A 15,830-nucleotide genomic window follows, 5' to 3' on the forward strand; every position below is an offset into this window, starting at 1 on the left:
GACATATGAAATTAAATTTATCTGTTATTAAAGAAAATGAAGCAGAAAGACTAGTACTAGTAAGTGTTATTGGTTTGTTGGATTCATTGGGTAAAGATTTGTTAACAATTGAGGATTGTGAGCACTATTTGTTTAGTCCATACTCTGTAAGTATCTTGGAAGAAAAAGGTATCAATGAAAAAATTATTGAGATTATAGAACTAGGCTGTGAGTTAGAAGATATTCAAACATTGATGCCCGACAAATTAAAAAAAGGAATAAAAGATTTAAAAATGCAAGCAAGTGAGCTGTTAAAGGAAACTTCACCATCAGAAGACCCATATGAAGTAAAAAAATGGTTGGATAAATAATTAATGAATGAAGGAAATAGAGATACAAGATGCTAATAAATTTAAAGAACAAAAATACATTTGAAATATATTTGTCTGTTTTGTCTATAGGTATATTAAAGTGTCTAGAGGAAGATATACTTGATTTTGATGATGCGATGGCACTGTTGTACCAACCATTTAATATAGATAAATTAGAAAAAAAATTTCCGAAATTGGGAGAAGCGATACATTTAGGAACAGAATTAGAAGATGTCGCGACTTTAGCACCAGAAGATTTAGAAGATTCTTTAAAACAGATAGAAGAATTAAATAAAAAATTAATACAGGCAAATATTAATAATTTTAAAGAAGATGAGGATAGTACTCCCATATACAAAATAGATTAGAATTTATAGAAGTAGCAAATTTAAAACTTTGCTACTTCTTTTTATGGCTCTTTGTCAACTAATGTTGGTGAAGAAAATCTAAAGAATTAAATCGATTAATATGATTCCTAGAGGAAATTTCCTCTAGGTTTTTCTATTTTCTTGAAAAAGAATAGTGCCAAAACATAAAGAAATTCTCAACTTAAAATTGTAAAAGTTACGAAACCCATAAGCATTTCTCTTCAACACTTTAATATGGTTGTTTAAACATTCCAATGGTCCATTAGAATAAGGCAATTCTAGCGCATTTTTAATTTCATTTTTGTACTTCTTAAAAGTACCAATAGTCGTTTGGTAATAGGTAGGAAGACGACAAAAATCTTCGTCTAATAGTGCATAAAACCGAGCAAAATCTCTTGTCTGTACGGCATAAAGAAAGTCCTGATAATACGTGTAGCTAGTCTTCAGCTCGTTATCATACGCAAGTAATCGATCCACGACTTCTGTTTCAGTTAAATAGGTGCGGAAGGAAGAACGCCAAAGGCGTTTTTCAAAATCAAGCTTCGACTGATTTTTTTGAAGAAGTTTCCAGTATTTCTTCAAGTGTCGATATTTTTTTGCTTCTGTATTTCCCTGATGAAGAAATGTATTCATTCTCTGAATACGGTGCTTTAAAAAGGTTCGGCTGATTAGTTGGACAATATGAAAGCGATCAAGAATAATCTGAGCCGTCGGAAATAACTTTTTAACGAGAGAAAAATAAGGAGCATACATATCGCAAACAATATACTTAACCGTTTTACGAACAGCCAAAGGAAAACGTGAAAAATACCGCTCTAGAAAAGGGAGCTGACGATTTTCAACGACATCAATTAACTGCTTTGTTTGACCATCCATCATGATAAAACTCATAGAAGCGGTGACTTGCTTAACTGATTTAAATTCATCAAAACAAAGGACTTCAGGTAAAGTGAGTCGGTTAATTTTTTTAGGTTCATAAAATCGTTTTAGGACACGATAAACAGAAGAGACAGAGACCTTCTTTTGACGCGCAATTTCACTCATAGAAGTGGTTTTTCTGAGCCTATCGGCAATGGATAGCTTCACTTTAGTTGAAATCGAACAATGTTTTTCAACAAGACTCGTTTTAGCAACGAACGATCGATTACAGGAGTAACAGAAGAAACGGCGTTTCTTCAAGCGTAAATACGTTTGATACTCCGAAACATCATTCAGTAAAATCAGACAAGTTGTAAAGCCCCAACGTATAATGGCGGCATTCTCTTTCGATTCACAATGAGGACAAACATGAGCAGCATAATCGAGCGTACCTGAGAAGACCTGACAGATTCTACCTTTGATTCGTTCTTTTTTTAAGCCATTTTCATTAAAAGTAATGTTTAAGTCTAGAATATCTAAGGTTTCTTTGATAAGATTGGTGTAGGACATCTTGATTTCCTCCTTTTTGAATGGTTTTAGACGACTTAATTCTAAAGGATATCAGGGTGTCTTTTCTATTATTTTGCATTAAAAAGATGCCGGTGATTTCTCACCAACATCAGAAAGTATAGAGCCCTTTTTATAAGAACCTCTGATAAGTTATGAAGAAGATAGCATAGGAAATATTGTTTTAAGAGGAAACGTAAGGAGAAATCTCTAATAATCTACCCAAGATATCGAAGTCCAGATAACAAAATAGGACAAAGCTAAAACGTTGTTATCAGCAGCCTGTTGTATGTCTTTTCTTCTATTAATTTACGATTGATGCCTTTTAGATCCATAAAACCGCACTATCAATTTCAATACACTTTTGATAAAATTGAACTAGAAATTGTAGCAAGTCAAAAAATAATTGATATTGGAGAAGCAATTCTATGGAAAATAAACATTTTGAACTTCGAATTACTTGGAAAGATACCTGCATAGAAATATTAGCTGGTTTTTTCATATTTTTTATAACTTTAGGTATAATACTTTGGTTCTTACTTCCTGTATTTAAAAATTTTGATGTGTTCAATCGTTTTTTCTTATTTGTGTTAGTAATTTTTGCTCTCATAAGTGGCGTTTTTTATTTAGCTTACTTAGCTATAAGTTTTTCCTTTATGCTAATCATATCAGGAATCTATGACGTAAGAATATTGCTGAAATATCAAGGTGTAATCTATTTAATGAACGAAAATGGACTAACTTATTACGATAATAAACAATTACGCACAAAAAAATGGAGAGATATTATTGATGTTGGCTGTTTTAAACAACAAGATAATAACGTGAAAATCCTTTATAAATATCAGATAAAGTTTGCCGATGCAACAGAGCACGAGTTTAATTTACGAGGAACATTTCCTACAAAAGAGTTTAAAGATAAAGTTGAAGAATTTTGGCTATTTTACAATGCTTAACTTTTTCAAAAAAATAAAGACACTGAACATTACTTTGCAAGGAGTTATTATTTAGTTATAAACATACAAGTTCAAATTACATAGTTGAAATAACTGATAAAGCAGATGACATAAATGTGCACTGATGAAAGTGGGCAACTCTCTTTTATTCTCTTAAAATAAAAGCAAGTGGGACTACAAATATAGAAGTTGTTATCAAAGAGACCCCCTTAATACATCCACCTTAAATTTACCACTGTAAAAAATTTCGGTTTTATAGTAAAATACGAGAGGAACTAAACGAGAGGTGACGACGAAGGAATGGCACAATTATTTTTTAAATATGGCGCAATGAACAGTGGCAAAACCATTGAGATCTTAAAAGTAGCACATAACTATGAAGAACAGGACAAACCTGTTGTGATTATGACAAGCGGACTTGATACTAGAGATGGTGTAGGTGTCGTTTCAAGTCGTATCGGACTTAGACGAGAAGCAATCCCAATTTTTAAAGAAACGAATGTCTATGAATTAATCGAAAAACTAGATTATAAACCGTATTGCATTTTAGTGGACGAATCCCAATTTCTAGGGAAAAAGCACGTAATCGAATTTGCTAGGGTCGTAGATGAACTGAATATTCCTGTCATGGCGTTTGGTTTGAAGAATGATTTTCGTAATGAGTTATTTGAAGGCTCAAAATACTTACTGTTGTACGCAGATAAATTGGAAGAACTAAAAACAATTTGCTGGTTCTGCCACAAAAAAGCCACAATGAATCTTCATTATATCGACGGTCAGCCCGTTTACGAAGGAACTCAAGTCCAGATCGGTGGTAATGAAGCTTATTATCCAGTATGCCGAAATCACTATTTTCATCCGCCAATCGATGGTGAACAAGTAAAAAATGACAAATAAAAGACACTTACTTAAATAAAAAGGAGCAACCAACTATGTACGATCAGTTACAATCAATCGAAGATCGCTATGAAGAGCTGGGCGAATTATTAAGCGACCCAGAAGTGATTAGTGATACGAAACGCTTTATGCAATTATCTAAAGAAGAGGCGAACACTCGTGAAACAGTTGATGTTTACCGCCGATATAAAGAAGTAGTTGAAGGAATCAGTGATACGGAAGAATTACTAGGTGAAAAACTAGATGCCGAAATGGCTGAAATGGCGAAGGAAGAACTATCAGAATTAAAAAAAGAAAAAGAAGCATTAGAAGAGCGAATCAAAATTTTACTATTGCCGACAGATCCAAATGACGATAAAAACATCATTATGGAAATCCGTGGTGCGGCTGGAGGCGATGAGGCGGCCTTATTTGCGGGTGACTTATTCGGGATGTATCAAAAATATGCGGAGTCACAAGGCTGGAAGACAGATGTCATGGAAGCCAACATCACTGGGATCGGTGGCTACAAAGAAGTCATTATGATGATTTCAGGAGACAATGTCTTTTCTAAACTAAAATACGAAAGTGGGGCACATCGTGTACAACGTGTTCCATCAACTGAATCACAAGGCCGTATTCATACATCAACAGCAACGGTTGTCGTTTTACCAGAAGCAGAAGAAGTGGAGTTGGACCTTGCAGATAAAGACATCCGTACAGATATCTACCATGCAAGTGGCGCTGGTGGTCAGCACGTCAACAAAACGGCATCTGCTGTTCGTTTGACCCATATTCCAACTGGGATTGCGGTTGCTATGCAAGATGAACGTTCTCAAATCAAAAACCGCGAAAAAGCGATGAAAATTTTACGTGCAAGGGTTTATGACCAAATGCAACAAGAAGCACAAAGCGAATACGATGCAAATCGTAAATCTGCTGTGGGTACAGGAGACCGTTCTGAACGAATTCGTACGTATAACTTTCCTCAAAACCGTGTGACCGATCATCGTATTGGTTTAACGATTCAAAAACTAGATCAAATTTTAGCTGGTAAATTAGATGAAATCGTCGATGCTTTAGTGTTATACGATCAAACATCAAAATTAGAAGAGATGCAAAATGGGTAACCGTTATTTTGAAGTCCTTGAACGGGCTTCTTCTTTTTTAGAAAAACAAGGGATAGAAGGATACAGTATTCTTTTCGTTTTTCTGGAAAGAAAAGGCTGGAGTAAAACAGACTGGCTACTTCATTTGAAAGAAGAGATATTGCCAGAAGAGGAGCAGCAAATCGCTGAAGATCTAAAAAAACTTACAGAAAACTATCCACCGCACTATTTATTAGGGTATAGCGATTTTTACGATCATCGTTTTTTAGTGAATGAGCATACATTGATCCCCAGACCAGAAACAGAAGAGCTAGTCGATCGTTGCTTAAAAGAAAATCTAAATAAGCCTTTAACCGTTGTTGATGTTGGTACTGGAACAGGTGTGATTGGAATCAGTTTAAAATTAGCTCGACCAAATTGGCACGTTACGGCAATCGATATTTCAGAAGAAGCATTGAAGATTGCAAAACAAAATGCGAAATGCTTAGATGCACCGATTGCTTTTATTCATGGCGATGGCTTAAAACCGATAGGCGATACCAAAATCGACATCCTAATTTCAAACCCTCCATACATCAGTAACGCTGAATGGGACTTGATGGATGAAAGTGTTCGAACCTTTGAACCGAAAACAGCACTATTTGCTAAAAATGATGGCTTAGCCATTTATCAGCAATTGGCTGAAGAAGCAAAAGACCGACTAAATCCGAATGGAAAAATCTATTTAGAAATCGGTTTTCAGCAAGGTGAATCTGTAAAACAGCTTTTTCAGCAAGCTTTCCCGAATAAACAAATACAAATCGCCCAAGACTTATCTGGAAACGATCGAATGGTGATTATTTCATCTAAAGAAGAGGAGGGATAAAGAGTGAAAACCAAACAATTTACAGCAATTGATCTTGACCAAGCTGCGGCGTTACTTCGTCAAGGAGCACTAATTGCCTTTCCCACTGAAACTGTATACGGACTTGGCGCAAATGCTTTGGATGAGGCAGCAGTGAAGCAAGTATATGCCGTCAAGGGACGACCTAGTGATAATCCGTTGATTGTTCATGTCAGTGATTTTGAGATGGTCAAACAATACGTAACAGACTTTCCAGCACATACGAAAGCTTTAGTTGAATCCTTTTGGCCAGGACCTTTGACGTTGATATTTGAGGTGAAACCACAAACATTTTCTACCACAGTAACAGGTGGTTTAAAAACTGTCGCTTTTCGGATGCCAAATAATCAGAAAACAATAGAATTGATTAAAGCAGCGGGTGTTCCTTTAGTAGGACCCAGTGCGAATACTTCGGGTAAGCCTAGCCCAACAACAGCGCAACATGTGTATCATGACCTTCATGGCAAAATCGCTGGCATTTTAGATGACGGTCCAACACAAATCGGAGTAGAATCAACGGTATTAGATTTAACGGCAAAAGATGGCATCCCTGTAATTTTAAGACCAGGAGCTGTCACCAAAGAACGTTTGGAACAAGTTGTTGGACAGATATTAGTCGATCAGCATTTAATCAGCGAAAAAGAAGCGCCTAAAGCGCCTGGAATGAAATACAAACATTATGCACCAGATGTCCCTGTTTGGATTGTAGATGGCGATCAGGAGACGTTTAGAAAAGCAATCGAATCAGCTAAAAGTAAAAATCAACGGATTGGTTTATTTGCAGACGATCGAGTTATCGAGATTTTTTCGGATGAAGTAGAGGCTGTTTTTTCTTTTGGAGAAGAGTCAGTTGACCAGGCAACTAAGTTATTATTTGCTGGTCTCAGAAATTTAGATGAACAAAGTATCGATGTGATTTTTGCCCAAGCTTTCCCAGAAGTAGATTTAGGGATCGCTTACATGAATCGGCTGAAAAAAGCAGCAAATCAAAAAATTCTAAAAATTGATTCGATTTTCGAGTAGAGAGCATTTAAGTATGATACAATCGGTACAAACAAATGAAATGGAGGCTTGTTTAATGGATTATAAAACATTTGATCCGGATTTATGGGATGCAATTGCCAAAGAGAACGACCGTCAAGAAAACAACTTGGAGCTGATTGCATCAGAGAACGTTGTTTCAAAAGGGGTAATGGCAGCACAAGGTAGTATTTTGACAAATAAATATGCGGAAGGATATCCAGGTAAACGCTACTATGGTGGTTGTGAGTTTATCGATATCGTTGAAGATTTGGCGATTGATCGCGCCAAAGAATTATTTGGTGCAAAATTTGCGAATGTCCAACCTCATTCAGGTTCACAAGCGAATACAGCAGCTTATCTTTCATTGATCGAACCTGGAGATACTGTTTTAGGGATGGATTTGTCTGCGGGAGGACATTTAACTCATGGCTCACCAGTAAACTTTAGTGGAAAAACCTATAACTTTGTAAGTTACGGTGTTGATCCTACAACAGAAGTGATCGATTATAATGTTGTGCGTATTTTAGCTCGTGAACATCAACCAAAATTGATCGTGGCAGGTGCCAGTGCTTATTCGCGTACGATCGACTTTGAAAAATTCCGTGAAATAGCGGATGAAGTGGGTGCCAAATTAATGGTGGATATGGCTCATATTGCAGGTCTTGTAGCAGCAGGCTTACATCCAAATCCAGTACCATACGCTGATATCACAACATCAACTACACATAAAACATTACGCGGACCTCGTGGCGGACTTATTTTGACAAATGATGAAGCATTAGCTAAAAAAATCAATAGCAATATTTTTCCTGGGATTCAGGGCGGACCATTAGAGCATGTGATTGCCGGCAAAGCAGTTGCTTTTAAAGAAGCATTAGATATTTCGTTTAAAGAATACAGCGAACAAGTTATTGAAAATGCGAAAGCGATGACAAAAATATTCAACCAAACCCCAGAAGCTCGTTTAGTAAGTGGTTCAACGGATAATCATTTATTATTGATCGATGTTAGTGGCTTTGGCTTGAATGGAAAAGAAGCAGAAGCCATTTTAGATACTGTCAATATTACAGCAAATAAAAATGCCATTCCATTTGAACAACTTAGTCCCTTTAAAACAAGTGGGATTCGTATTGGTACACCTGCGATCACAACACGAGGCTTTAAAGAAGACGACTGTGTAGAAGTGGCAAAATTAATCGTAAAAGTCTTAAAAGATCATGAAAATGAAGTGGTTCTGTCAGAAGTTAAAGCGTCTGTTAGTGAGCTTACAAAAAAATATCCACTTTATAAGTAAAAGTTTCGAGTGATTGACTAGTCAATCGCTCGATTTTGTTTTACAATAGGAAGGAATAAATTATTGAAGGAGAATGAGCATGGGAAAATTCCAAGTTATTGATCATCCACTGATCCAACACAAATTAACAATCATTAGAGATAAGGATTGTGGAACAAAGGTTTTTCGTGAAGTCGTAAATGAAATCGCAATGCTTATGGCATATGAAGTTTCAAGAGATATGCCTTTAGAAGATGTTGTGATCGAGACACCGATCGGTGAAACAACACAAAAAACATTATCTGGTAAAAAGGTCGCAATCGTACCTATTTTACGCGCAGGTATTGGAATGGTAGATGGTATTTTGGAATTGATTCCAGCAGCAAAAGTTGGACATATCGGTTTATACCGTGATCATGATACATTAGAGCCAGTTGAATACTTTGTGAAAATGCCTGAAGATATTGATGCACGTCAATTATTTGTCGTTGATCCGATGTTAGCTACAGGTGGTTCAGCAATCATGGCAATCGATGCATTGAAAGCACGCGGCGGCAGCAATATTAAATTTGTATGTCTCGTTGCAGCACCAGAAGGCGTGAAAGCTTTACAAGAAGCACATCCAGATATCGATATTTATACTGCAGCGTTAGATGAGTATTTAGATAAAGATGGCTATATTGTTCCAGGTCTTGGCGATGCTGGTGATCGTTTATTTGGTACTAAGTAATTGAACTAAAATAGCTACTTGAAACATTTCAATGTTTCAAGTAGCTATTTTTTACAAATAAAAAATCCATCCAATAATAATGGATGGAAGGATCTATACTTTTTTAAGTTTTTTGTAATTGATGACGATGACGCCGTTACTTTTAACCATTAAATCAGTATTATCAGAGTTTTCATCAATTTCTACAACAGCGGAATTATTTAATTGTTTCGTGATAATTCCTGTTTGCGGCTGACCATGCATCAAGAAAGTGACCTGGGTATCAACAGTGAATAAATCCCCTTCTGCAGAAGGCTCAACAGGACGATTAAAGTTACCGAAATTTGACATTCAAAAAAACTTCCTTTCTTAACTTCTTCTATTATACCACATATGAAGGGAAATTTCAGAAAACTAAATTTATTAAAAAAAAGAACTGTCTTTGACTTTACAAAAGGTAGGTTTAGTTTTATAATTTTGACTATACTGCCAGCTTAGCTCAGTCGGTAGAGCAACGCACTCGTAACGCGTAGGTCGTAGGTTCGATCCCTACAGCTGGCATTGGTTTAACCCTTTATATTAAAGGGTTTTTGTTTTTTATCTAGCTTAGTTTGATTTTTCGTGGGCACGTTCGTGGGCACAAAATACGTAAAAAAATATAAAATAACAATTAATCGTTTTTGTTTAGTAAGGAGCCGAATTTGTCACTGGCTGCTTTTTTTGATTCTTCTAAAGCGTGGGAGTAGATGTTCGCTGTTGTTCTGTAGTCTTGATGGCCTAGGTGTTCCTGGACTGTTTTAATGGTGATATTCGGATCACTTAGAAGAAAAGATGCAGTTGTATGTCTTAGGTCGTGAAACCTAATGAGTCGTAAATTGTTCTTTTCTAAAAATCTTCTGAAATTACGATAAAGTGAAGTCGGCCTTTCAAAATTCCCATCTACTGATCCAAAAATATATTTATGGTTTGGGTCAATATTAAGCTGCTCACGAGCTTTTACATTAGTCTGAATATAATTATACATAAACTCTAAATAATCGCTAGGAACATCTAAAATACGTTGGTCACCAACTTTTAAACCATCAACTCTCATATAGCTTTTATCGTTTAAAACAATTCGTTGTTCAAAGTATATTTTATTATTTTTAAAGTCAAAGTGTTTTTCTTCTAGTGCGGCAATTTCTCCTTCTCGCGCTCCAGTAATAAAAGCTGTTAAAATAATAGCTTTTGTCTTGTCTGACGTTGAATCGTAGTCTAAAGCAGTTAACATCTGATTTATTTCAGTAATCGAATAGGGTTGCTCAATGTTCTTCTTAGGAGCTTTAACTTTGGGTAACTTAACATCACTGACTGGATTTCTTTCTAGAAGCCTATAATCGTTATGTGCCACAGAGAAAAGATTACTCAAAGCTGCTAAAAATCGTTTTCTAGTTTTCCTTGATAAGTCACCGTCTTTACCATCAAGTCTTTTTGTGTTTATCACAATGTCCTTAATCTGATATGGTTTGATCTCAATCATTTTCTTATCGCCTAACTTTTTCAAAAAACGGGTATCAATGATCGATATGTATTCATGATAAGTTCTAAGCTCTAAATTATGTTTCGCCTGATCCTTCCACATATTATCATAAAAATTTTTAAACGTGATGCTGCTTAAATCTTCATAGCCATTTTCTTCTAGGTAGTCAATCCATTTATCGAGCTCTACATATGCTTTCCTTATGTTTGTGGCTTCTACGGTCTTACTTAGTCGTTTTGGATTGCCATTCGCATTGCGTCCAACCGTTACTCGCAAGCGGTATTTGCCACTAGGTAGCTGCTCAACTGACCCTTTCATTTTTTCTGCCATTGTTGTATCACTCCTTAAAATTTGATACAATAAACATAATTAAATAAGCCTATTGCGGTTTTGTTTTTACGTACTTACTTCTTGGTCGGAGAGGGTACGTTTTTTGTTCATCGTTAAGAAATATTATTAAGTCCTAGAGGTTTTTTATAAATGAGTTGTCCTTTGCTAAAAAAAAGATGAGCTTCTTTCCCATCATCCATTTTATAAACGTACATTTCTAGTTCGGAGAAAGAGTCTTGTTTTATTAACGAATCAGGTGCCCAATTATATATTTCATCTTTATCTATTGTTTTACTTTTAGGTTCTCCAATGTACTCAATTACTTTATCAGTGCTTATTCCAACATCTAAGCTTTTTAAATCATCGAATGTTGTGTTCCCTTTACCACAACCGAATAAAAATAAACCAACTAGAATCAAGCTAACTACATACTTTTTCATTTTAAAAACTCCTTTATCTTTGATAATTCTGATTATATCATTGTAAAAGTAACTTATCCATGACAATTATTAGAATAAATTGGATATCCATACTGACATTAAATTATTTATGTAAAACTTATTGATAACTACTACTTTCAATAACGTTCGAAATTTTAAGAAATGAACGTTAAATATATATTTTTTTTGTATTTTCTTATAGTATGTGTATAGATTTGTTTTTACATAGTAATCACTTATTAAACTTAGAGGAGTTAAATATGTTCGAAAAGAAAAAGCAAAAAGGAAACTTAATCAAAGAAAGACGAGATCAATTGTTAATCAGTCAGCAAAAACTTGCTGAAAAAGTGAACAATATTTCAATTGAGAAGTATGGAACTAAAAGAAACATTCATTGGAAAACAATACGATCGATTGAAAATGATAAGTATGTTCCTAGTTTAAAATTAGGTATGCTAATAGCTGAAGCTCTGGATACACATGTTGAAAAAATATTTATAATGGACTAGGTAGTCATTCTCTACCTAGTTTTTTTGAATAGTTTTCTATTTTGTTTGTTTCTAGATTCTGATCTTCTTTTATTGGTATCTGAGATCGATATTTCGAAATTATCTAGATTATCGATATCTTCATACTCTACTGGTACATCGCTAAAATCAATAATAAATCCGTCATATTCTATAATTGATCCTTTTGAACTAGCGTGATAGCTTATTGCTTCTAGCACAAACTCTCGACTAAATTTCAACGCATCCGCAAGCCCTTTTAATGTATTGATATTTTGTTCGAAGGCATTGGTTAAGCTGGCTAATGGCATCAACAAGTCATAAATTTTTCTTTTAGTATTCATAAATTCGATAGTTGCTGTTTTATTTGCGTCGATTGCGATCTTACAGTCTTTGAGTAGTTCCTCGGCCTCTTTATAGACTTGACCGCTACCATTAATAACTCTAATAATATAATTAGATAAGTTATCAATTGACTGGATATCGGTATTGGACAAGCTTTTGGCTAGATCGTAAATCGACAGACTTTCCGTATTACTTAATCGGTGCCTGCTTTTACCAGATTTTATATCATAGATAAGGTTTAAAACTTCATCTTTTTCATCTTCAGTAAAGCCTTTTGTAGCTTTTTCCACTTCGTGAATAAAATTAGATACCTTATATATAGAGTAATCTTCCTTAACGATATCTTGTGATTGGATATTGTCCACAGAATAACTTATTGATACATTAAAAAACTCAGACAATTTTCTGATTGCATTTGGTCTTGGGCTTTTTAAACCTGTTTCCCAGTTAGATATTGTTTGTTTAGATACACCTATTTTTTCAGCAAGTTCCTCTTGGGTCAGATTCCTTGATGATCTGAGCTTTTGGATCTGAGAGCCTATTACATTTTCTTCCAATATCCCATACCTCCAGTAATAACTTTATAACTATAGTATAACAGATGGTTAGCTAATACAAGGGAAAGTTATATATCAAATGTTTTTTAATATTGACAATAACTAAAAGTTATATTATAGTTTATCCATGAACATAAACCAAAAAATATTCATTAGCGTGAAAACTATTGAATTAGCGTAAAAGCTATGATATGATTCTATTAAATAAGGAACGTTTGTTCTGTAAGGAGATATTGCTCATGGATGAAAAAACTGTTTTGCAGTACCAAACCGAAATCAAGACCATGGTTGACAAAGTCATTGATATCGTTTTTCTTAATACCTTATCAACCATACTTATTGTAGAAACAAGAAAAGAAGGTAGTAAGACTCAGGAGGAATAACTCCGAGTCTTACTTTTTTGCAATTAATAAATCAACGAACTTTTCAATTGTTTCATATTCCTCAGTATTCAATTTTGATATTTTTTTTAAAAAATTAATAGATTTATTATCTCCTTGCATTAACCCGCGAAGCATTTCTCCTTTGTCAATCTCTTTATTCGTTAAGTTTGTTACACCTAATAAATAGTCTGTAGACACATTTAAATACTTTGCTACTGTTGATAGTTTGTCGGCAGCAGGTGCGTTTTTACTCCACTTTGATATAGAACCGTTTGACATTTTTGTTTCTCTCTCAATTTGAGCAATGCTAATATTTTTCGTTTGTGCTACATCTTTTATATTTTCGTATAATCCCATTATGCTATTTCCTCCGTAAATTTTCTAACAAAACTATTGACATCAGAAAATATACTGTGGTATTATACAGATGTACTTAGCTTGGCGGCTGAAAATAGTACATGTCTAGAAAACCACTGATCTTATTATCTTAATGTAAAATGTAATTTTGCAGGATAATGCTTATTTCGCATACACTTATTATAGAAAATTTTCTGCGAAAGGTCAATAGGTTAGTGATAATTTCTAAGAATATTTTCGGAGGTGAATGTTTTGTTATATGAAAACGTTAAGGTTGAAGCAGCAAAAAAGGGAATTTCAATTCGGAAAATTGAGCAAGAACTTGAGTTCAGTAATGGCTCCATTTCTAAGTGGAACGATTCTGTACCTTCGGTCGATAAGATCCAAAAGGTTGCAAAATTTTTGGGTATCACAATTGAGAAACTATTGGAACAAAAACAAACAGCATAGAAAGGAGAAGAACAAATGACAAATCTAGCACTAGTAAATCTAGATGATTTAAAAGTTTTGATGGCAGAACAGGCAATTCCCAATGAAACATGGGGAACTAAACAGGCTGCTGATTTCTTAGAAATTAGTATTAGTACATGCAAAAAAGAAGCTACGGAAGGGAAGATACCAGCGGTGAAAATTGGATCAGAATGGAAGTTTAGCTCTATTGCATTGTTTGAACTTATAGCTAACAGGAAGCTCAACAGATGATCGCCACAGCAAACCTAATCCTACTAGCAGTATCGATCATCTGTTTTACAGCAGGCGAGACGGTGCAAGGCTATGCGTTTTTAGTGGTGATGTATACCTGTTGGGTAGTAGCTAGAATACAGAAATCAGGAGGAGAAGAAGATGCAAAAAATTAACAAAGAAAAATTAGAAAAGTTTATTGAGGAAAACACAGAAAGAGAAATGACAAGGCAAGATTTGGAAAAAGATTTATTAAGACTAAAACATTCTATTTTAGAGCAAGCAGAGAGAAATTTAAAATTTGCGTTTGAAAATAAAACCCCCGCTATGGTTGCAGCCATAGCAGAGATTATGAAAGCTATTTAGATTCTAAATATAGAAAAGGAGGATTAACCGAAATGGATCATTACTCAAACTCGGAAAAAATAGTAATCGTTCTAACTGCTATCTTCAATATAGCTGCGTTATTAGGTGGGATAGGTACATTGATATGTTTGGTTAAGATTAACAAGAAACTTTGAGAAAGGAGCAACTGAAATGAAAAAAGGACTGGCGGCAATCGCTAAAAAAGACATTTACAAGATTAGACGGCTGCAGTTAATCAGCTATGTCAGTTTAACGTCACTAGGGATTTTAACACTATGTATTTTGTTGTCATGGATTAAAGGATAGGAGGAACCGATCATGTTTAAAAAGAAAGAACCAGTATATTTAAGCCGTCTCGGTACTATCAGACTTGCTAAAGGATTCACCGTTCAAACCTTAGCTAAAACAGTCGGAGTGTCCAAAGAAACTATTCGGAGTATTGAGCTAGGGAAGCACAAATTATCACTGGAATTAGCTTATGAAATTTCAGGCGCATTGGATTGTCGTACTGAAGAAGTGTTTCCGAGAATTGGAGGGGAATAGTATATGAACACACCACAAATTTTCAACTTTGAACAAAATGAAGTTCGAACAGTCTTGATTAACGATGAACCGATTTTTGTAGGGATGGACATAACTGAAATTTTAGGTTATTCAAATTCCAGAAAAGCGTTAAATGATCATGTTGATCCAGAAGATAAGATAATCCTAACGTCACAAATCGTTACTTTAGAAAATATGCCAAATCGTGGGTTAATCGGAATAAACGAATCGGGATTTTATTCATTAGTGATCGGGAGTAAACTTCCTAATGCTAAAAAGTTTAAACGATGGGTGACGAATGAGGTTTTACCACAAATAAGAAAAACTGGAAGCTATTCAAGTGTACCTCAGACGTTTGCACAAGCCTTGCGTTTAGCGGCTGATCTAGAAGAAAAAAATCAAGTATTAGAGCAACAGCTGCTAAAAGTACAGCCGAAGTTAAACTACTTGGATATTATCCTTTCATCTAAGGACACCGTGACGATCACGCAGATTGCTGCTGATTATGGAATGAGCGCAAGAGAAATGAACAAAGTTTTACACAAGCTAGGTATCCAACATAAAGTAGGCGGTCAGTGGATTTTATACAAAAAGCACATGAGAAAAGGTTACACAAAATCGCATACAAATGAAATTCCAAAAGCTGATGGCGGTATGAAAATTGTAATGAATACCAAATGGACACAAAAAGGAAGGATCTTCTTATACAACTATTTGAAGGATTCAGGATATTATCCGCAAATTGATTTAGAAGTAGATGAAAGTGCATAAAAATAGACCGATAGGATGGCAGTCCTGTCAGTCACATACAAAATTAAACTTAACAAAAGT

Annotated in this window: 24 protein-coding genes and 1 tRNA gene; 19 read left to right on the forward strand and 6 right to left on the reverse strand. The window is 34.9% G+C overall.

The window, feature by feature from the left end:
* Positions 1-5 precede the first annotated feature (5 nt).
* Both IGJ50_RS05670 and IGJ50_RS05675 read left to right on the forward strand, forming a co-directional pair.
* Positions 6-350, forward strand: a complete 345-nt coding sequence (locus IGJ50_RS05670; RefSeq protein ID WP_207121385.1) for a DUF3969 family protein — start codon at positions 6-8, stop codon at positions 348-350.
* Between the two features lie 29 nt (positions 351-379).
* Positions 380-718, forward strand: coding sequence for a DUF3969 family protein (locus IGJ50_RS05675; protein WP_207121384.1), 339 nt, complete (start codon positions 380-382; stop codon positions 716-718).
* Between the two features lie 123 nt (positions 719-841).
* Here the strand turns inward: IGJ50_RS05675 and IGJ50_RS05680 are convergent, their stop codons facing one another.
* On the reverse strand, positions 842-2,146 hold the full coding sequence (locus IGJ50_RS05680; RefSeq protein ID WP_429948457.1) for an ISL3 family transposase: 1,305 nt from the start codon (positions 2,144-2,146) through the stop codon (positions 842-844).
* A 425-nt stretch (positions 2,147-2,571) separates the two neighbouring features.
* On the opposite strand from IGJ50_RS05680, the gene IGJ50_RS05685 reads away from it, so the two are divergent.
* The 7 genes from IGJ50_RS05685 to upp all read left to right on the forward strand — a co-directional run bounded on the left by IGJ50_RS05685 (position 2,572) and on the right by upp (position 8,993).
* Complete coding sequence (locus tag IGJ50_RS05685) at positions 2,572-3,099, forward strand: hypothetical protein (protein WP_207121383.1); 528 nt, start codon at positions 2,572-2,574, stop codon at positions 3,097-3,099.
* Between the two features lie 300 nt (positions 3,100-3,399).
* Positions 3,400-3,996 (forward strand): thymidine kinase, encoded by a 597-nt coding sequence (locus tag IGJ50_RS05690; protein ID WP_429949310.1) that lies wholly within the window; start codon positions 3,400-3,402, stop codon positions 3,994-3,996.
* Positions 3,997-4,031: 35 nt separating this feature from the next.
* Positions 4,032-5,105 (forward strand): peptide chain release factor 1, encoded by a 1,074-nt coding sequence (gene prfA, locus IGJ50_RS05695; protein WP_429949312.1) that lies wholly within the window; start codon positions 4,032-4,034, stop codon positions 5,103-5,105.
* A complete protein-coding gene (prmC, locus tag IGJ50_RS05700; RefSeq protein WP_429949314.1) occupies positions 5,098-5,949 on the forward strand; it encodes a peptide chain release factor N(5)-glutamine methyltransferase in 852 nt (283 codons plus the stop codon). Before prfA ends, prmC begins: the two co-directional genes overlap by 8 nt.
* Positions 5,950-5,952: 3 nt before the next feature.
* On the forward strand, positions 5,953-6,990 hold the full coding sequence (locus IGJ50_RS05705; RefSeq protein WP_429949316.1) for an L-threonylcarbamoyladenylate synthase: 1,038 nt from the start codon (positions 5,953-5,955) through the stop codon (positions 6,988-6,990).
* A gap of 55 nt (positions 6,991-7,045) precedes the next feature.
* Positions 7,046-8,284, forward strand: a complete 1,239-nt coding sequence (glyA, locus tag IGJ50_RS05710) for a serine hydroxymethyltransferase (RefSeq protein WP_429949318.1) — start codon at positions 7,046-7,048, stop codon at positions 8,282-8,284.
* 79 nt (positions 8,285-8,363) lie between these two features.
* Positions 8,364-8,993: a uracil phosphoribosyltransferase gene (gene upp / locus IGJ50_RS05715; RefSeq protein ID WP_025868560.1), complete on the forward strand. Its 630-nt coding sequence runs from the start codon at positions 8,364-8,366 to the stop codon at positions 8,991-8,993.
* 93 nt (positions 8,994-9,086) lie between these two features.
* Here the strand turns inward: upp and IGJ50_RS05720 are convergent, their stop codons facing one another.
* Entirely contained in the window at positions 9,087-9,323 is a 237-nt protein-coding gene (locus tag IGJ50_RS05720) for a hypothetical protein (RefSeq protein WP_010763354.1), read from the reverse strand.
* Positions 9,324-9,460: 137 nt separating this feature from the next.
* On the opposite strand from IGJ50_RS05720, the gene IGJ50_RS05725 reads away from it, so the two are divergent.
* Positions 9,461-9,533, forward strand: a tRNA-Thr gene (locus tag IGJ50_RS05725).
* A gap of 109 nt (positions 9,534-9,642) precedes the next feature.
* Here the strand turns inward: IGJ50_RS05725 and IGJ50_RS05730 are convergent.
* Together IGJ50_RS05730 and IGJ50_RS05735 are read right to left on the reverse strand one after the other, a co-directional pair.
* The gene (locus tag IGJ50_RS05730; RefSeq protein WP_429949321.1) at positions 9,643-10,821 is read right to left on the reverse strand and encodes a tyrosine-type recombinase/integrase; all 1,179 of its coding nucleotides are present in this window, start codon (positions 10,819-10,821) and stop codon (positions 9,643-9,645) included.
* A 113-nt stretch (positions 10,822-10,934) separates the two neighbouring features.
* Entirely contained in the window at positions 10,935-11,261 is a 327-nt protein-coding gene (locus IGJ50_RS05735) for a hypothetical protein (protein WP_429949322.1), read from the reverse strand.
* Positions 11,262-11,521: 260 nt separating this feature from the next.
* Between IGJ50_RS05735 and IGJ50_RS05740 the strand changes: the two genes are divergently transcribed.
* Entirely contained in the window at positions 11,522-11,770 is a 249-nt protein-coding gene (locus IGJ50_RS05740) for a helix-turn-helix transcriptional regulator (RefSeq protein WP_429949323.1), read from the forward strand.
* Positions 11,771-11,781: 11 nt separating this feature from the next.
* On the opposite strand, the gene IGJ50_RS05745 is transcribed toward IGJ50_RS05740, so the two are convergent.
* Entirely contained in the window at positions 11,782-12,669 is an 888-nt protein-coding gene (locus tag IGJ50_RS05745; RefSeq protein WP_429949324.1) for a helix-turn-helix domain-containing protein, read from the reverse strand.
* A gap of 239 nt (positions 12,670-12,908) precedes the next feature.
* On the opposite strand from IGJ50_RS05745, the gene IGJ50_RS05750 reads away from it, so the two are divergent.
* Positions 12,909-13,052 (forward strand): hypothetical protein, encoded by a 144-nt coding sequence (locus IGJ50_RS05750; protein WP_429949326.1) that lies wholly within the window; start codon positions 12,909-12,911, stop codon positions 13,050-13,052.
* 9 nt (positions 13,053-13,061) lie between these two features.
* Here IGJ50_RS05750 and IGJ50_RS05755 read toward each other — a convergent pair whose 3' ends face one another.
* Entirely contained in the window at positions 13,062-13,409 is a 348-nt protein-coding gene (locus tag IGJ50_RS05755) for a helix-turn-helix domain-containing protein (protein ID WP_429949328.1), read from the reverse strand.
* Positions 13,410-13,661: 252 nt separating this feature from the next.
* Here IGJ50_RS05755 and IGJ50_RS05760 point away from each other — a divergent pair, with 252 nt between their 5' ends.
* The 7 genes from IGJ50_RS05760 to IGJ50_RS05790 all read left to right on the forward strand — a co-directional run bounded on the left by IGJ50_RS05760 (position 13,662) and on the right by IGJ50_RS05790 (position 15,770).
* Entirely contained in the window at positions 13,662-13,859 is a 198-nt protein-coding gene (locus IGJ50_RS05760) for a helix-turn-helix domain-containing protein (RefSeq protein ID WP_429949330.1), read from the forward strand.
* A gap of 15 nt (positions 13,860-13,874) precedes the next feature.
* Positions 13,875-14,111, forward strand: a complete 237-nt coding sequence (locus IGJ50_RS05765) for a helix-turn-helix domain-containing protein (protein WP_429949332.1) — start codon at positions 13,875-13,877, stop codon at positions 14,109-14,111.
* Entirely contained in the window at positions 14,108-14,266 is a 159-nt protein-coding gene (locus IGJ50_RS05770) for a hypothetical protein (RefSeq protein WP_429949333.1), read from the forward strand. The genes IGJ50_RS05765 and IGJ50_RS05770 overlap by 4 nt, the downstream gene beginning before the upstream one ends.
* Positions 14,253-14,456 carry a hypothetical protein gene (locus IGJ50_RS05775; RefSeq protein ID WP_429949335.1) on the forward strand — a complete coding sequence of 68 codons (204 nt, stop codon included), beginning with the start codon at positions 14,253-14,255 and terminating at the stop codon, positions 14,454-14,456. The genes IGJ50_RS05770 and IGJ50_RS05775 overlap by 14 nt, the downstream gene beginning before the upstream one ends.
* Before the next feature lie 171 nt (positions 14,457-14,627).
* Positions 14,628-14,762, forward strand: a complete 135-nt coding sequence (locus IGJ50_RS05780) for a hypothetical protein (protein WP_258379366.1) — start codon at positions 14,628-14,630, stop codon at positions 14,760-14,762.
* A gap of 12 nt (positions 14,763-14,774) precedes the next feature.
* Positions 14,775-14,999 carry a helix-turn-helix transcriptional regulator gene (locus tag IGJ50_RS05785; RefSeq protein ID WP_429949336.1) on the forward strand — a complete coding sequence of 75 codons (225 nt, stop codon included), beginning with the start codon at positions 14,775-14,777 and terminating at the stop codon, positions 14,997-14,999.
* Between the two features lie 3 nt (positions 15,000-15,002).
* Positions 15,003-15,770: a phage antirepressor KilAC domain-containing protein gene (locus IGJ50_RS05790; RefSeq protein ID WP_429949338.1), complete on the forward strand. Its 768-nt coding sequence runs from the start codon at positions 15,003-15,005 to the stop codon at positions 15,768-15,770.
* The last annotated feature ends 60 nt before the right edge of the window (positions 15,771-15,830 follow it).

Source organism: Enterococcus sp. AZ101 (genome assembly GCF_050499005.1).
Taxonomy (GTDB): Bacteria; Bacillota; Bacilli; order Lactobacillales; family Enterococcaceae; genus Enterococcus_L; species Enterococcus_L ureilyticus.

Excerpts from the sequence above, each read along its gene's own strand:
- IGJ50_RS05670 (WP_207121385.1), top strand. The coding sequence starts at position 6 with ATGAAATTAAATTTATCTGTTATTAAAGAAAATGAAGCAGAAAGACTA.
- IGJ50_RS05675 (WP_207121384.1), top strand. The coding sequence starts at position 380 with ATGCTAATAAATTTAAAGAACAAAAATACATTTGAAATATATTTGTCT.
- IGJ50_RS05680 (WP_429948457.1), bottom strand. The coding sequence starts at position 2,146 with ATGTCCTACACCAATCTTATCAAAGAAACCTTAGATATTCTAGACTTA.
- IGJ50_RS05685 (WP_207121383.1), top strand. The coding sequence starts at position 2,572 with ATGGAAAATAAACATTTTGAACTTCGAATTACTTGGAAAGATACCTGC.
- IGJ50_RS05690 (WP_429949310.1), top strand. The coding sequence starts at position 3,400 with ATGGCACAATTATTTTTTAAATATGGCGCAATGAACAGTGGCAAAACC.
- prfA (WP_429949312.1), top strand. The coding sequence starts at position 4,032 with ATGTACGATCAGTTACAATCAATCGAAGATCGCTATGAAGAGCTGGGC.
- prmC (WP_429949314.1), top strand. The coding sequence starts at position 5,098 with ATGGGTAACCGTTATTTTGAAGTCCTTGAACGGGCTTCTTCTTTTTTA.
- glyA (WP_429949318.1), top strand. The coding sequence starts at position 7,046 with ATGGATTATAAAACATTTGATCCGGATTTATGGGATGCAATTGCCAAA.
- upp (WP_025868560.1), top strand. The coding sequence starts at position 8,364 with ATGGGAAAATTCCAAGTTATTGATCATCCACTGATCCAACACAAATTA.
- IGJ50_RS05720 (WP_010763354.1), bottom strand. The coding sequence starts at position 9,323 with ATGTCAAATTTCGGTAACTTTAATCGTCCTGTTGAGCCTTCTGCAGAA.
- IGJ50_RS05730 (WP_429949321.1), bottom strand. The coding sequence starts at position 10,821 with ATGGCAGAAAAAATGAAAGGGTCAGTTGAGCAGCTACCTAGTGGCAAA.
- IGJ50_RS05735 (WP_429949322.1), bottom strand. The coding sequence starts at position 11,261 with ATGAAAAAGTATGTAGTTAGCTTGATTCTAGTTGGTTTATTTTTATTC.
- IGJ50_RS05740 (WP_429949323.1), top strand. The coding sequence starts at position 11,522 with ATGTTCGAAAAGAAAAAGCAAAAAGGAAACTTAATCAAAGAAAGACGA.
- IGJ50_RS05750 (WP_429949326.1), top strand. The coding sequence starts at position 12,909 with ATGGATGAAAAAACTGTTTTGCAGTACCAAACCGAAATCAAGACCATG.
- IGJ50_RS05755 (WP_429949328.1), bottom strand. The coding sequence starts at position 13,409 with ATGGGATTATACGAAAATATAAAAGATGTAGCACAAACGAAAAATATT.
- IGJ50_RS05765 (WP_429949332.1), top strand. The coding sequence starts at position 13,875 with ATGACAAATCTAGCACTAGTAAATCTAGATGATTTAAAAGTTTTGATG.
- IGJ50_RS05770 (WP_429949333.1), top strand. The coding sequence starts at position 14,108 with ATGATCGCCACAGCAAACCTAATCCTACTAGCAGTATCGATCATCTGT.
- IGJ50_RS05775 (WP_429949335.1), top strand. The coding sequence starts at position 14,253 with ATGCAAAAAATTAACAAAGAAAAATTAGAAAAGTTTATTGAGGAAAAC.
- IGJ50_RS05780 (WP_258379366.1), top strand. The coding sequence starts at position 14,628 with ATGAAAAAAGGACTGGCGGCAATCGCTAAAAAAGACATTTACAAGATT.
- IGJ50_RS05785 (WP_429949336.1), top strand. The coding sequence starts at position 14,775 with ATGTTTAAAAAGAAAGAACCAGTATATTTAAGCCGTCTCGGTACTATC.
- IGJ50_RS05790 (WP_429949338.1), top strand. The coding sequence starts at position 15,003 with ATGAACACACCACAAATTTTCAACTTTGAACAAAATGAAGTTCGAACA.